Source organism: Arthrobacter sp. UYEF21, from assembly GCF_040546085.1.
In the GTDB taxonomy this organism is placed as follows: Bacteria; Actinomycetota; Actinomycetes; order Actinomycetales; family Micrococcaceae; genus Arthrobacter.
The window spans coordinates 102,563-117,437 of the sequence record NZ_JBEPNF010000002.1; the positions used below are offsets into that span (position 1 = coordinate 102,563).

Genomic DNA, 14,875 nt, shown 5'->3' on the forward strand with positions numbered 1-14,875 from the left:
TAGTGTTGGATAAAGATGGCCTCGAGGAGAGCGCGACGAGGAAGCGGGCCTGGCATGCGAGCAGATGTTCGGACAAGAGTTGCAAGGCGAACCCTGCTCGTTGTGGCCGGTTTCAACGCCCTTTCGGCGGTAGGCGGACATCATCGGCCACGTTCGTCAGCATGAGCAAGCGGCGGCACGCGGTTGCTGGCTAGCGGCTTGGACCCGCGAGTCTGGGCGGAACGGCCGGCGCCCCGGCCCGGCCCTGTACGGCGAACAGCGTGAAGGCCAGGGCTGCTAGCGCTGTCGCTACAAGCAGCAGCAGCCCGATCGAGTAGCTGTGCGTCGCGGCGTCGTACGTTGCGCCCATGACGAGCGGGGGGAAGTAGCCGCCGAGACCACCGGCGGCACTGACCACCCCGCTGATGGTGCCCACCTTGCCCGGCGGCGCCAGCACTCCCACCCAGGCGAACACACCGCCCGTGCCCAGGCCAAGGGCGGCCGCCATGGCAACGAATGTCAGACCGGCAGGGACCTCACCGTCGGGCTGTAAATTCACCACCCACGCCAGGACAGCAACGGCGGCGAGCGAAGTGATCACTACCGGTTTGGGGCCAAGCTTGTCCGCCAGGACGCCGCCCACCGGCCGGGCCAGCACCGCCGCCAGGGCGAACCCCGCGGTGCGGGCACCGGCGCCGCTGGGGTCGAAGCTGTACACATCCCGCAGGTAAGTGGGCAGGTAGGTGGCGAAGGAGACGAAGCCGCCGAAGACGACGGCGTAGAGGAAGCACATCTTCCACGTAACGGCCGTCCTGGTGGCGTCTAGGAGCTTGGGCAGCACGGGCGCGTTACTGTGGGTCCAGCCCGGGGATTCCTTCATCAGGAACCAGACCAGGACAGCCATGACGGCAAGCACCCCGGCTATCAGCAGGTGCGTGGGGAAGTACCCTATTGCGGCAACGAGCCGGGGGTTCAGGAACGCGGCCAGCGCCGTCCCGCCCATACCGGCACCAAAGACGCCGGTGGCGAAGCCCCGCCGCGACGGCTCATACCAGCCGCTGACAAAAGGGATTCCGACGGCGAACACGGTTCCGGCGACGCCGAGCAGCAGGCCGGCGCCCAGCACCAGCGCGAAGGAATTGAGGAGGCCGCCCACTGACACGAGGAGGATCGGCAGGATGGAGGCGAGCAGCACGAAAGTGAACATCGCCCGGCCGCCGTACTTGTCAGTCAGGGCGCCCACGACGATCCGGCCCAGCGAGCCGACGAACACCGGCATGGCCACCAGGACGCCGGTGGCAGCCGGGTTGAGCTGCAGATTCTGCGTGTAGAAGGAACCGAGGGTGGCCACCGAGTTCCAGGCCCAGAAGCCCGCCACGGACGCCGCGGTGGCCAGCACCAGGTTCCGGGTGCGGCCTCCGGGGGCAAGGGTTTCGGATCCGGCCACGGTGGCTGCCTCCCTCACGTCAGTTCAGCGCTACAGTTCAGCGGTTCTTGGTGTCCCGGTCACGGGTTCCGACGGCGGACCAGCCGCGGCGGGCCGGAACGCCGGAGGTGGTGGAGCCCGCCGGCCGGTCCGGTGCCCCGCCCACGGCCCGGTCCCGCGAGCGGTAAACGATGTACGGGCGGAAGAGGTAATGCAATGGCGCGGTAAAGGCGTGGACCAGCCGGGTGAACGGCCAGATGACGAACAGTGCCATGCCCACCAGGGTGTGCAGATGGAAGGAAAACGGTGCCGCGGCCATGGCCGTGATGTCCGGCTGGAAGACATAGAGCGAGCGGAACCACGGGGCCACGGTCTCGCGGTAGTTGTGCCCGTGCCCGCCCTCGAAAACACTGGCCAGAGTGGTCCAGAGGCCGAACACTATGGCGGCCGTGAGCACCACGTACATGGCCTTGTCGTTCCTGGTGGTGGCCATAAACACCGGCCCGGTGGTGCGGCGGCGGTAGATCAGCAGGATGATCCCGCCGAGGGTCCCCACCCCGGCAATTCCGCCGACGAACAGGGCGTTGAAGTGGTAGAAATCCTGACTCATCCCCACCGCCTGGGTCCAGGCGATGGGGATGACCAGGCCGAAAAAGTGCCCGGCAATCACGGCCAGCAGGCCGAAATGGAACAGCGGGGACGCGATCCGGAGCAACTTCGATTCGTACAGCTGGGAAGACCTGGTGGTCCAGCCGAACTGGTCATACTTGTAGCGCCAGACCAGCCCGCCCACCAGCACCACCGCCATGACGTACGGCAGGACGCCCCAGAGCACAATGTCCAAGGCGGAGATATCGACGGCGGACGCGGGTTCCGCTTCGGATACCAGCATGCTCAGGGCCCCTTCACGGGCAGAAGTCTCGGATCGTAGGGGTCCAGCCCCACCGCTTCGGTTGGCGGACCGTAGCCGGCCATCCGCATCACCGCCTGCTCGTCTGCCGGCGACTTCCCGGGCAGGGTGGCGCAGACGGCCTGCAGGACCCGGGTGTGCGGCAGCCCGTCCCGCAGCAGCCCGAGGCGGAGCATCTCCAGGCTCGGCCGGTAGCGGATCAGCAGTTCCCGCCCGGCAGCCAGGTCCACAGTTGCGGCGTATTCGAGGACCATCGGCAGGTAGTCGGGCAGTTCGCCACGGGTGTCCACCAGGATGTCGCTTTGCCGGTAGGTGTTCTTGAAGTTTCCCAGCACCTCGCCGCGGCGCCGGGTGTCGCCGTCCGTCCAGTAGCTCAGGTGCAGGGCATGGCGCTTGCTGAGATCGAACTCGCGCACATAGTAGGCCTGGAGATCCATCTGCGGCATGGACTCCAGCTGGTCCAGGACCTCCGCGAAGTCCTGCACGGCCCCACGGAACTCGGCCAGGGCGGCGCGCATCAGCGGAACCCGGCCCACCAGTTCCTCGTCAGGGTAGGACAGGCACCAGGCCGCCGTGAGGTAGACCACCTGCTGGCGCCGGCTCACGGCTGCTCCCCCGCCGGCGGGGCCTCCGGACCGGGTGCCGGCTTCTCCGGGAACAGCCCTGGCGGGGCCCCCGTGCCGTCCCAGTTCAGCAGGTTCACCCTGCCCCGCAGGGTCGTTTCGCCGGGCGCGGAATCAGAGGTCTGCCGGTCCCGCAGGGCGTTGAACGTTTCCACCGCCACCGGGACGGGCCTGCCGCTGGCCTCGCCGAACGGGGCGGAGTCCTGCATGCCCGGGCCGCCCTCGAAGTCCAGCGAGCAGCCCATCTCCTCGAGGTCGTGGGCCTGTTCCGCGTGCGCCTTGGGGATGACGTAGCGTTCCTCGTACTTCGCGATTGCCATCAGCCGGTACATCTCGTACATGGTCTGCCCGTCCATGCCGACGGCTTCGGGGATGGAGTCGTCCGGGTCGTTGCCGAGGCTGATGCCGCGCATGTAGGAGCGCATGGCCGCGAGTTTCTTCAGCACCGCGGTGACCCGGTCCGTGTCGCCGGCGGTGAAGAGCTCCGCAAGGTATTCCACCGGGATGCGCAGCGCGTCGATGGCGCCGAAGAGGTTACCGGAGTCCTCGCCGTCGTGGCCCTGGTCCCGCAGCAGGTCCACCACCGGGGACAGCGGCGGCACGTACCAGACCATCGGCATCGTCCGGTATTCGGGGTGCAGAGGCAGCGCCACCTTGTAGACCTTGGCCAGGGCGTAGACGGGTGAGCGCCGGGCGGCGTCGATCCAGTCCTCCGGGATGCCCTGGGCCCGGGCCTCGGCCTGGACGGCGGGGTCGTTCGGGTCCAGCAGCACGTCCATCTGGGCGTCGTAGAGTTCCCGGGGGTCCGTGACGGACGCCGCCTCGGTGACGGCGTCGGCGTCGTACAGGAACAACCCCAGATACCGCAGCCGCCCCACACAGGTCTCGGAGCAAACCGTCGGCAGCCCCACCTCCACGCGCGGGTAGCAGAAGGTGCACTTCTCGGCCTTGCCGGTCTTGTGGTTGAAGTAGATTTTCTTGTACGGGCAGCCGGTGACGCACTGCCGCCAGCCGCGGCATTTGTCCTGGTCAACCAGGACGATTCCGTCTTCCACCCGCTTGTAGATGGCGCCGGAGGGGCAGGAGGCCATGCAGGACGGGTTCAGGCAGTGCTCGCAGATCCGCGGCAGGTAGAACATAAAAGTCTGCTCGTAGGCGAACTTGATCTTGTCCTCGGACTCCCGGCGGACCTTCTCCACGATCGGGTCCAGATGGCCGTATTCGGTGGAGCCGCCCAGGTCATCGTCCCAGTTCGCGGACCAAGTGATTTTCGTGTCCTCGCCGGTAATCAGGGACTTGGGCCGCGCCACCGGGAAATCGTCGCCCAGCGGCGCGTCCACGAGAGTCTTGTAGTCGTAGGTCCACGGCTCGTAATAGTCCTTGAGCTCGGGCTGGACCGGGCTGGCGAAGATCCCCAGGAGCTTCTTAACCCGGCCGCCGGCCTTGAGTACCAGCTTGCCGCGCTTGTTCAGCTCCCAGCCGCCCTGCCACTTCTCCTGGTCCTCGTACCGGCGCGGGTACCCCTGCCCGGGGCGGGTCTCGACGTTGTTGAACCAGACGTATTCGGTGCCAGCACGATTGGTCCACGCCTGCTTGCAGGTCACGGAACACGTGTGGCAGCCGATGCATTTGTCCAGGTTCATGACCATGCCCATCTGGGCCATCACTCGCATCAGTACTGCACCTCCTGGGAACGACGGCGGACTGTCGCCACCATGTCGCGCTGGTTTCCGGTGGGGCCGAGGTAGTTGAACGCGTAGGCCAGCTGGGCGTAGCCGCCTATCAGGTGTGACGGCTTCACCAGCAGTCGGGTCACGGAGTTGTGGATGCCGCCGCGACGTCCCGTGGCCTCGGATTTCGGCACGTCGATGGTGCGCTCCTGCGCGTGGTGGACGTACACCACACCGGCCGGCATCCGGTGACTGACGATCGCGCGGGCCACGAGGACCCCGTTGATATTCAGGCACTCCACCCAGTCGTTATCCTTCACCTGGATGGCCTCCGCGTCGGCCGGGCTCATCCAGACCGTTGGACCGCCGCGGGAGAGCGAGAGCATCAGCAAGTTGTCCTGGTATTCGGAGTGGATGGACCACTTCGAGTGCGGCGTCAGGTACCTGACCACCACCTCCATGGCCCCGTCCTGACCCAGCTTGGGTTCCCCGAACAGCCGGTGCATGTCCAAGGGCGGCCGGTAGATCGGCAGGGCCTCGCCGATGTCGATCATCCAGTCGTGATCCAGGAAGAAGTGCATCCGCCCGGTCAGGGTGTGCCAGGGTTTGAGCCGCTCGACGTTGATGGTGAACGGGGCGTAGCGGCGGCCACCGGTTTCGGAGCCGGACCATTCCGGCGAGGTGATCACGGGGACCGGGCCGGCCTGCGTCTGGGCGAAGGTGATGAATTTTTCCTCGGAGCCCTCTGAAAGGTCCGCGAGTTTCCGGCCCGTGCGGACTTCCAGGTCCTTGAAGCCCTGTACGGACAGCGCGCCGTTGGTGGTACCGGAGAAGGCCAGGATGGCCTCGGCCATTTTCGCGTCGGTGTCGATCGCGGGTCGCCCATCCGCTGCGCCGCCGAGCATCACGCCGTTGGAGCGGCTGAGCCGGTCGAGGGGACCGGCGAGTTTGTAGGTGACGTTTTTGACCGTGAAGCCCAGTTTGTCGGCCAGCGGCCCGACGGCGGCCAGCTTGTCCGCGATGGCGGTGTAATCCCGTTCCACCACCGAAAAGACGGGCATATTCTGCCCCGGCACCGCAGGGATGTCCGGGTCCCGCCAGTCCCGGACGATCCCGCCGGGCTGGGCGAGCTGGCCGGGTGTGTCGTGCTGCAGGGGCACGCTTACCAGGTCCCGGCGGACGCCCAGATGGGTTTTCGCCAGCCGGGAGAACTCCCGGGCCAGCAGGTGGAAGGTGTCGAAGTCCGTCTTGGTCTCCCACGGCGGATCGATCGCCGGGCTGAAGGCGTGCACAAACGGGTGCATATCGGTGGAGGACAGATCGTGTTTCTCGTACCACGTAGCGGCCGGGAACACGACGTCGGACAACAGTGTGGTGGACGTCATCCGGAAGTCCGCGGAGACCAGCAGATCCAGTTTCCCTTCCGGCGCCTGGTCATGCCATTTCACGTCCCTGGGCTTGAGCCCTTCGGCGTGGTCCTGGCCCAGGACGTTGTTGTGGGTACCCAGCAGGTTCCGCAGGAAATACTCGTTGCCCTTGGCCGAGGAGCCGAACAGGTTCGAGCGCCACAACACCAGGGTCCGCGGCCAGTTCTCCGGGGCATCCACGTCCTCGATCGCCGGGGCCAGGGTGCGGTTCTTCAGGGCGTCGGCAATGTAGGAGGGTGTGTCTTTCGCGGTGCCGGCAGCGACGGCGGCCTCGGCCTCATCCGCGAGGTCCAGCGGGTTCCGGTCGAACTGCGGATAGAAGGGCATCCAGCCGAGCCGCGCGGACTGGGCCAGCGCGTCCGCCGTGTGCATGCCGTCCAGGCTGCCGGTGGACAGCGGTGACTTCAGCGCGTCCGCGGAGTAGCCGTCCTGCCGCCACTGGTCCGTGTGCATGTACCAGTAGCCGGTACCGATCATGGTCCGTGGCGGCCGGGACCAGTCCAGCCCATTCGCCAAGGAGACCCAGCCCGTAGCCGGACGGGTTTTCTCCTGGCCGACGTAGTGCGCCCAGCCGCCGCCGTTGCGGCCCATGCAGCCGGTCAGCATCACCAGGGCCAGCACGGCCCGGTAGGTGGTGTCGCCGTGGAACCACTGGCAGATCCCGGCACCCATGATGATCATGGACCGGCCCTTGGACTGCTCGGCGTTGCGGGCAAACTCCCGCGCCACCCTGATGCAGGCCTGCGCCGGCACGGACGTGATCTCCTCCTGCCAGGCCGGCGTGTAGGGCGTGGCCGCGTCGTCGTAGCCGGCTGCCCAGTCCCCCGGGAGCCCTTCACGGCCCACACCGTATTGGGCCAGCATGAGGTCGAACACCGTGGTGACGAGCTGGCCTTCCACTTCGATGACGGGCACGCCGCGGCGCAGCACGCTGCCTGCCCCGCCGGCGTCCTCGAAACAGGGCAGCAGAATCTCGGCGCTGTCGCCGGAGACCTCCCGCAGGGACAGCGCGGGCTCAATTCCGTCGAGGTCCAGGTTCCATTTTCCCTCGCCGCTGCCGGAATACCGGAACCCCATGGAACCGTTGGGCACTGCGGTCCGGCCGGTCTTTTTGTCGAACAGCACGGTGCGGAACGCCGCGTCCTCAGCCCCGGCTTCGCCGCGAACGTCCAGGGCGGTGAGGAATTTCGACGGCGTCAGGGAGCCGTCGTCGCGCCGTTCCAGCCGGACCAGGAACGGCAGGTCAGTGTACTGCCGGACGTAATCGGTGAAGAACGGAACCTCACGGTCCACGAAGAACTCCTTGAGCATGACGTGCCCCATGGCCATCGCCAGCGCGGCGTCCGTTCCGGCCTGCGCTGGAAGCCATTCGTCGGCGAACTTGGTGTTGTCCGCATAGTCCGGGCTAACCGTCACCACCTTCGTGCCGCGGTACCGCACCTCGGCCATCCAGTGCGCATCCGGGGTCCGGGTCACGGGAACGTTGGAGCCCCACATCATCAGGTACCGCGCGTCCCACCAGTCACCGGATTCCGGGACGTCCGTCTGGTCCCCGAAAACCTGCGGGCTTGCCACGGGCAGGTCCGCGTACCAGTCGTAGAAGGACGTCATCACCCCGCCGATCAGCTGGATGAAGCGGGTCCCCACCGCGTGCGAGACCATGGACATCGCAGGGATCGGCGAGAAGCCCGCGCACCGGTCCGGGCCGTAAGTCTTGATCGTGTTCACGTGGGCGGCGGCTGCGATCTCGATCGCCTCCAGCCAGGAGACACGCACCAGACCGCCCTTGCCGCGGGCCTGCTGGTAGCGGCGGCGGCGTTCCGGGTCCCCGGCGACGTCGGCGAACGCCAGCACCGGGTCCCCGAGCCGGGCCTTGGCCTCGCGGTACATCTCGACGAGGACACCACGGGCATAGGGGAAGCGGACCCGCGTCGGCGAGTACGTGTACCAAGAGAAGGCTGCCCCGCGCGGGCAGCCCCGCGGCTCGTATTCCGGGCTGTCCGGGCCCACGGACGGGTAATCCGTCTGCTGGGATTCCCAGGTGATGATGCCGTCCTTGACGTACACCTTCCACGAGCAGGAGCCGGTGCAGTTCACCCCGTGCGTGGAGCGGACCACCTTGTCGTGGCTCCAGCGGTCGCGGTAGAAAATATCGCCCTTGCGGCCGCCCTCCCGGAACACCGCCCTGCCGTCCTCGGTCTGGTCCCATTTTGTAAAAAAACGGCCCAGCTTCAACATTGCGTCTGATGCGGGTCCATCCAACCCCGCATGGGGTCCGGTAGCCATGCCCTTCATCCTAGGGTCCCCGTCCGGGACAAGATAGGGCCCTCCGTCAGACACTTTTCATCCCGCACAGGTCGCAGACGCGCCGAGGGTAAATCACAACCAAGCACTCATCGTCTTCACCCACCGAGGCGCCGAGAACTCGGGCGGCCCAATAATGTGCCGCATTTTCCCTTTACCCCCTTGATGGCTACCGGCATACATGGGGCACACTAGTGGCATGGAATCCGACGAAAGCCCCGGTACAGCCTCATCCGATCCCGAGTCGTGGAAATTGCTGGAAAACTGCCAGCACGGGCGGCTCGCCGTCAGCGTGGCAAACGAACCCGACATTTTTCCAATCAACTTTATCGCCCATGACGGAGTGCTGCTGATGCGCACCAACCCAGGCACAAAGCTCGCCGAACTGACCATCAACGACAAGGTCGCCTTCGAAGCGGACGGGATCACCAGCGATCAGGCCTGGAGCGTCGTCGTCAAAGGAACCGCAAGGGTCCTGGAATCGCAAACGGAAATCGACGAAGCCAACAAGTTGCCGCTCAAGCCCTGGATCCGCACCCGCAAGTACACCTATGTGGAAATTACTCCCACCAGGATCTATGGCCGACACTTCGACCTGGGCCCCGAGCCAGACCGGTACTAACCCACGATCCGAGGGAACACCGACGGTAAGCGTTGGCGTTTCTCACGACCTTAAGCGCTGTCTTCTGCTGATGCCGCTGACGGTCGAGGAAGTGTTCTGTTCCTCGACCACGGCCTGCAGCTCCAGCATGACGCTCACTGCAGAACTGAGCTGTCCTTCGAGCTGCCGGACTTTGTCGCGCAGCCGCCGGGTTTTGGCTTTCTCATCGGCGAGTTGTTCTTCGATCCTGCGAAACTCCTTGCTTCGCGGGGCCGTGGTGGTCGCGAGTGCATCCCATTCGGCTAGGCGATGAAACATTTCGGTGTGATGCCGCCGACTACCTATCACGGCGCCCGGGCGGCGAAGGCACACTGATGGCCATGTGCCAGGACGGCAACACCAACGTTGCCAGTAGCGCGAAACGTGCCTTAGCGCAGCGAGTCCGTGACGACGACGGGATCACGCCTGACTACGTGAGCGCACTTATGGCAATGCTCAACGATGGCGAACCAAGGACTGCCGAACACATTCTGGCGGGCTTGGCACGGTTGGATCCGTCTCCGAGCCGTCTGGCGCCAATTGTGGCCATGCTCGCGGACCATCCGTCACCGGTGATCAGGAGGAAGGCAAGAACACTAACGTTCCCGCCGGGAACCTAGGCTGGTGCACCGTCCACGAACCTGTGCCACGAGCCACCTCACTACAAGCAAGGAAATGGTCGCACTGCTCAACCGCGTGCACCGCAACGTCCCCGGCAGCAAAGACGACTTCCTCTACGTCCTCCTCACGCTGCTCGTCGTCCCAAATCCGATGGATTCAACAGCACGCATGGCGCCAACCCACGGCCAAAGAACTCGCGGCCGCCTCGCGATTCTCCACGGAGCTCGGCTCCCGGATGAATATCACCACCGTGACCGCAACGTACGCCGAAGCCGCGAATTTCTTCGACCGCTACGAGGCAGCGCACGTCGCGCCCTCCCCACAGGGCCAACATCTGATGGACGCCACCGTCCAGGTTTTCCAGAGCCGCCTGCCGGCACCGCTCCACCCACTCGCGAAACAGCTCATCAGCACCATGCTCGACGACGATCGCCTCACCCAAGCGCTCGGCCTCTCCCGTTCCACCTGGGCTTCCCGGACCGCCCTCAAATCCGGGCTGGCCATCCGCAACGCCGTCCACCGCCGCCGTCCGCTGAGACGGCAGCCGCACTTCACCCCGGGTTCCGCAGGCTCAAGCACCTTGTCGGAATCCGCGACTGCGAAGTGGCCAATCCCGCAAGTGGCGGGCACCTGGACACCCACGACCGCACCGTCGTCGAACGCGCCGATCGCACGCTGGAAGCGCGCTCCGGCGCCCAACAAACGCCCTAGCTTCCGCACAGACCAAGAGAACTCGATGGCGTCATGTCGCGACGCCGCATCCCATCCATGAATGACCAGAAGCATCATCGCTGTTTGTCATTCTGATCCCCCATCATCGCTGGGCGGGACCTCCGCGCAACCAGGGCGCTACGCGCCGGTCACGAACCAAAATTTCGTTCGGCGCTCCTCCGTCGCTTATTTCCTCGCGAAATTCCGGACCGCTCCCGGTCCCCCAAGTTGCACTCCGGCCCCTCAAACCCAGCGGTGACTCCGCTATCAGAACGACGCCGAAATCTGACAGACACGCCCGGTGTCGGCCAGTCGCTGAAGGAGAAGGAACATGGAAACGCTCACCATCAAAACCCCCGCCGACGTCCTCAGTTTCATTGGCCACACCTTGGGGTTTTGGCCCCAAGAAAGCCTGGTCTGCATCACCCTCGCCGACAACCACGTAGGGGCAACCCTCCGCGTCGACCTGCCGAAGCCAAGCACCGAAATCAGCTACGCAAAGATGGTGGCCGGATACCTCGGCCACGACACCAGCGCCGAAGGTGTGCTCTTCGCCGTCTACACCTCGGAGCCCAGGAATGGCGACCACAAGCCACACGCGGCAACTATCGCTGCGCTCACGGGCGCCCTAGCCGAGCGAGGACTCACCATCAGGGAAGGACTCCTCGTCGGAGACCAGACGGTGTCACAGTACGACGGCGATCCTGAGAAGGGCGTCCGGCTCCCCTTGAGTGCCACCCAATCCAGCCAGATCAACGCCGAATTCGTCTACCGCGGCAGCACCATCGAACCCACCAACCGCATCACGCTGCCAGCATCGACCAAAGAATCCCAGACCCTGGATGCCGTTGAGAGCCGTGTCGCCGCAATCCAAAGCCTGAGCCACTGGGATGCGATGGAGCAAGCCAGGACGCTCTGGACAGAAATGCTCGAAGCGAAGACATACCCGGAAGACGAGCAGACCATCGGCCTGATCGCGAACCTCCAGTTCCCCGCCATCCGCGACCAACTCATGGCCGACATCCCCGGAATCGACGAACCCATGGACCGGATCCTCCTGGCCCAAACGCACGGCAAGCCGCAGTGGTCCCGTATCGAATGGGCCGAGCAACTGCTCGTCCACGCCTACACGCACAGCGCCACAACACACTCGGCTCCGGCCTTGACCGCCATCGCCTTCATCAACTGGTGGGAAGGCAGAGGCAGCAAAGCCCACCAATTCCTGCAACTCGCCCTCGAAGCCGACCCAAAATATCGCCTGGCCAGGCTCAGTGACCAAATGATCGGAACGGGCATGGTCGCTGGCTGGAGCATGGATAAGGGCACGGCCTACCGGGATCGGGGACTCGAAGCGTCATAAGTCCGCAGTCATAGGGTTACGGCGCCGACAACGGCGGGCCCGTTTCGGAGCCAGTTCTCCACCGCCGCGTCCCACCCCTCCGGGTCGGAATTCCACTCCTGCGTGTGCTCCGCGGAGGGAAAAGTGAGCAGCGTTGCCAGCTCTGGGCACCGGGTGACGAACTCGCGGGAAATGGCAAAGGGTGTCGACTGGTCCCCTTCATTGTGGATGACAAGGATTGGAACCCTGAGTTCGTCCGCCCGGGCCAAAAAGTCCAGGGTATGAAAGCTCAAGGGAGCATCCAGGCCAGTGGTCCAGCGCATTCCGGAGGACCCAAGCATCTGCAGTCCAAGCCGTGCAACCCAACCGGGAAGCATCCTCGACCGGGCGTTGGCCACCAGAGTGCTCCTCCAGTCGATGACAGGTGCATTGAGCACTAGCCCGGAAATGTGCCCCCGAAACTCCGATGATGCCGCCAGCTGAAGGGCAATCGAAGCACCGAGGGACCAGCCGAAAAGCACTATCTGGCGTGCACCCTGCCCCACGGCATACGACACCGCAGCTTCAACATCCCGCCATTCGGACTGCCCCAGGTGATACCGGCCGTCTGTCGACGCAGGGGCATCCCGGTCGTTCCGGAGTGAAACAACCAGGGATGTGTATCCCAGTCGGTTCGCAACGGGCACGCCGCGGAGAGCGCCGGCTTTCGATCCGCCCAAGCCATGGATATGGATCGCCCAAGTGGAAGAATCTCCGGACGCCTGCGTCGGTGTGAACTTCCAGGCGGGCGCCATGCCGTTCTCGACTGGAATCTGAACGTCCGAGTAGGGCAGCCCTAACGGCTCCGGCGCCGGATAGACGTATCCGCTCCAAATGCCGGTCTTGGCGGTCTGCAGGTCTCCGGAGTCAACCCGTTCAACTAGGCGGGTTACCGTTCCGGCGCTGGCGTCCGTCGACACAATCTCTCCAATGCAGGCGTGGCCTGTGCCGTTGGAAAACCAGATGCTGTAGCGGCCTGGAGCCGTCGTCCACGCCGATGCCGGCAACTCCACCATCAGCGTTTCGTCGGCGCCGTGGACCACACGACGGATTTCCAGACCCTCCCTCCGCTGCCTCTTGGGCACCACAACTTCCCGAGCAAAATAGGCCGCTACGAGGAAGGCGGCAGCGCCGGCAATGCCACAACCTATGGCCACAGCTGCAGCGGCCCTACGCATCGGCGTCGTCCTCGGGAGCTTTCAGGCGTTCATCGATGGCTTTGCGTAGGCGCAGTAATGTCTCCGGAGAAATCCCCTGCAGCTGTCTTGCAGCGAAGTTTCTCACGCGGGTTTCCCGCAGCGTGCGCAGTAGCTGAAGCTGCGCATCCACCAAGTTGGGAACCTCGCCGTCGTCGTCCAAGAGGTATCTGGGGTCGACGCCGAAGAATTCGGCGAGGTTCTTCAAAAGCTGCGGGTCCGTCGCCATCGAGCTGTCGCCGGCACGCATGTAGGCCCACCGGGAGCGAGACAAGGGCGTTCCGCGGTCTGACATGTGTTTGCTTATCTGCGGATACGTGAGGGGCGATGATCCTTGGGCCTCAAAAAGGTCCAGGAGGAGATTCAGCTTCCGCGCGAGTTTCGCCTGCGGCTGTTCGAATGTCCCGCCGTCAGTGTCGCTCACGGATTCATGCCTCCGTTCCCTGGCAACCTTGTCCCTCGGTGTTCCGGTCCTGCCAACCGGGCTCCGAGATACTCCTCCGCTTTTCGGAGAACATCCAAATCATTTTGACTCAGCAGTTGGGCAAGGTGCGGGTCCACGAACAGTGCATCCTGGATCTCCACCAACATCCGATGCAGCCGGCGCTTGGGTGCATCGCGGCGATCGATCGCCGTTTGAGTCAGGTTTAGCCGGAGCTCGGATCGCTCCGACGTGATTCGGTCCCAGGGCTCCGATAGTTGCTCTACGAGGACAGCTGCGGCCCGGGCATCAGACCTGCGCTCCAGCCGCCGCGCGACCGGCGGCAAGGCTAGACCCACGCAGAGGAAAACCATGGCGCCCACTTCGGCTGCGTCGTAGACGTAGGAGAGACGCGACATTGCTTCAAGCTCACCCATGAGATGAAGAACGTCCATCCCCAGCACCGCAAGGACCAACACCACAGCTAGAGCGCATCCGAGGCCGATGAACACGAAAGCCACGCGAAAGTACGGCTTCGCCATCTCACCGCGGAACCTGAAACAGGTAAAGCCGGTGATGGCCACCACGGCGCCGATGTAAAGGAACTGAACACCAGAGTATACGGCAGCCGGCCACTGGCTTCCATAATCCCTCATAAAGGAGGTGGAAGTCCGCGGAGCATCAACCAGGCTGAAGCTGACAATCAAGGCCACAACGACAATCCCGAGAACCGATTGCCCGACCCTGTTGTGGATGTCCACTGTCTCGCTGACATCCGCGGCTCTCAGGATCGCACGGGACAGGAAGTAGATACCGATAACCATGAAGATATTGGCAACGAGGTCCAGCAGATTGCGGTTCCCGAGGAGCTGGTCCCCCGCGATGTAGATCCTATCGACGTTGAGCGTGAGTGCGGTGGCGATGGTAATGGCCGCCGCCAGTATGCTCTGGTCCTTGCGCCGTTTAATATCCGGCAGGAGGCATAGCGCCAGACACCAAATGACCGCTGCGGCAATGTCCTGAATCATCCGAAGATCCGTTCAAACGAGCGCGGCTCAAGGCTGCTGTCCCGGATGGCAGCGGCAAAGAGATCCGCCAAGGTTTCGGCAGCGGCCTCGATATGGTCCAGGAAGTCACTTCGCCCCAGGATCCGCGACACCTTCTCGCCGGAGAGGTTCGGAAACAACGTCTCCGCATATTGTGATGACACCACCAGCTCATCGTGACGGAGCACCATATGGCCCAGTTCGTGAAGGATGAACTGCTGGCGATGTAGTGCCGACGGCGTGGGCGCGTGCAGGATTATCTCGGCGCTATCCGTGGACAGCCACAACCCGCAGACCGATCCCCCGTTCAGGGACTCGGAAACGTCGACCTCAATCCGCCGATGCCTTAGGTTCTCAACAATCGATATCAGCCGTTCCAACGAAAGATGGCTTGGCAGATTAAGTGCGAGGAAACCTTCCGCAGCGCATCGCGCCGGCGAATATTTGGCGGAAGCTGCGCCGTCCATCGGAACCCCATCCTGCGGCCACCGCTGTGTGCCGCCTGGTCGCCGCTCAGTCCAAC

At 64.5% G+C, this 14,875-nt stretch carries 13 protein-coding genes; 3 read left to right on the forward strand and 10 right to left on the reverse strand.

Translation table 11 applies throughout. The annotated features are described in order from the left end of the window. Positions 1–190: 190 nt before the first annotated feature. From ABIB27_RS03750 to ABIB27_RS03770, 5 genes are read right to left on the reverse strand one after another with little or no spacing between them, the layout of a single operon-like run. Positions 191–1,426 (reverse strand): MFS transporter, encoded by a 1,236-nt coding sequence (locus ABIB27_RS03750; RefSeq protein ID WP_354155609.1) that lies wholly within the window; start codon positions 1,424–1,426, stop codon positions 191–193. Between the two features lie 37 nt (positions 1,427–1,463). Further along, a complete protein-coding gene (narI, locus tag ABIB27_RS03755) occupies positions 1,464–2,297 on the reverse strand; it encodes a respiratory nitrate reductase subunit gamma (RefSeq protein WP_354155610.1) in 834 nt (277 codons plus the stop codon). Between the two features lie 2 nt (positions 2,298–2,299). Next, complete coding sequence (gene narJ, locus ABIB27_RS03760) at positions 2,300–2,920, reverse strand: nitrate reductase molybdenum cofactor assembly chaperone (RefSeq protein ID WP_354155611.1); 621 nt, start codon at positions 2,918–2,920, stop codon at positions 2,300–2,302. Next, positions 2,917–4,611: a nitrate reductase subunit beta gene (gene narH / locus ABIB27_RS03765; RefSeq protein WP_354155612.1), complete on the reverse strand. Its 1,695-nt coding sequence runs from the start codon at positions 4,609–4,611 to the stop codon at positions 2,917–2,919. Before narH ends, narJ begins: the two co-directional genes overlap by 4 nt. Next, entirely contained in the window at positions 4,611–8,321 is a 3,711-nt protein-coding gene (locus ABIB27_RS03770) for a nitrate reductase subunit alpha (RefSeq protein ID WP_354155613.1), read from the reverse strand. The genes narH and ABIB27_RS03770 overlap by 1 nt, the downstream gene beginning before the upstream one ends. Positions 8,322–8,538: 217 nt before the next feature. Between ABIB27_RS03770 and ABIB27_RS03775 the strand changes: the two genes are divergently transcribed. Further along, the gene (locus tag ABIB27_RS03775) at positions 8,539–8,961 is read left to right on the forward strand and encodes a pyridoxamine 5'-phosphate oxidase family protein (protein WP_354253510.1); all 423 of its coding nucleotides are present in this window, start codon (positions 8,539–8,541) and stop codon (positions 8,959–8,961) included. A 42-nt stretch (positions 8,962–9,003) separates the two neighbouring features. On the opposite strand, the gene ABIB27_RS03780 is transcribed toward ABIB27_RS03775, so the two are convergent. Continuing rightward, positions 9,004–9,258, reverse strand: a complete 255-nt coding sequence (locus ABIB27_RS03780) for a hypothetical protein (RefSeq protein WP_354183298.1) — start codon at positions 9,256–9,258, stop codon at positions 9,004–9,006. 364 nt (positions 9,259–9,622) lie between these two features. Here ABIB27_RS03780 and ABIB27_RS03785 point away from each other — a divergent pair, with 364 nt between their 5' ends. Both ABIB27_RS03785 and ABIB27_RS03790 read left to right on the forward strand, forming a co-directional pair. Continuing rightward, on the forward strand, positions 9,623–10,372 hold the full coding sequence (locus tag ABIB27_RS03785) for an oxygenase MpaB family protein (protein WP_354253511.1): 750 nt from the start codon (positions 9,623–9,625) through the stop codon (positions 10,370–10,372). Positions 10,373–10,642: 270 nt separating this feature from the next. Then, a complete protein-coding gene (locus ABIB27_RS03790) occupies positions 10,643–11,671 on the forward strand; it encodes a DUF4192 domain-containing protein (RefSeq protein WP_354183299.1) in 1,029 nt (342 codons plus the stop codon). Positions 11,672–11,679: 8 nt separating this feature from the next. Here the strand turns inward: ABIB27_RS03790 and ABIB27_RS03795 are convergent, their stop codons facing one another. The 4 genes from ABIB27_RS03795 to ABIB27_RS03810 are packed head-to-tail and all read right to left on the reverse strand — an operon-like array spanning position 11,680 to position 14,819. Next, complete coding sequence (locus tag ABIB27_RS03795) at positions 11,680–12,867, reverse strand: alpha/beta hydrolase (RefSeq protein WP_354183300.1); 1,188 nt, start codon at positions 12,865–12,867, stop codon at positions 11,680–11,682. Continuing rightward, positions 12,860–13,309 carry a hypothetical protein gene (locus ABIB27_RS03800; RefSeq protein ID WP_354183301.1) on the reverse strand — a complete coding sequence of 150 codons (450 nt, stop codon included), beginning with the start codon at positions 13,307–13,309 and terminating at the stop codon, positions 12,860–12,862. Before ABIB27_RS03800 ends, ABIB27_RS03795 begins: the two co-directional genes overlap by 8 nt. Beyond that, the gene (locus tag ABIB27_RS03805; protein WP_354253512.1) at positions 13,306–14,334 is read right to left on the reverse strand and encodes a hypothetical protein; all 1,029 of its coding nucleotides are present in this window, start codon (positions 14,332–14,334) and stop codon (positions 13,306–13,308) included. Before ABIB27_RS03805 ends, ABIB27_RS03800 begins: the two co-directional genes overlap by 4 nt. After that, positions 14,331–14,819, reverse strand: coding sequence for a hypothetical protein (locus ABIB27_RS03810; protein ID WP_354253513.1), 489 nt, complete (start codon positions 14,817–14,819; stop codon positions 14,331–14,333). Before ABIB27_RS03810 ends, ABIB27_RS03805 begins: the two co-directional genes overlap by 4 nt. Positions 14,820–14,875: the final 56 nt, after the last annotated feature.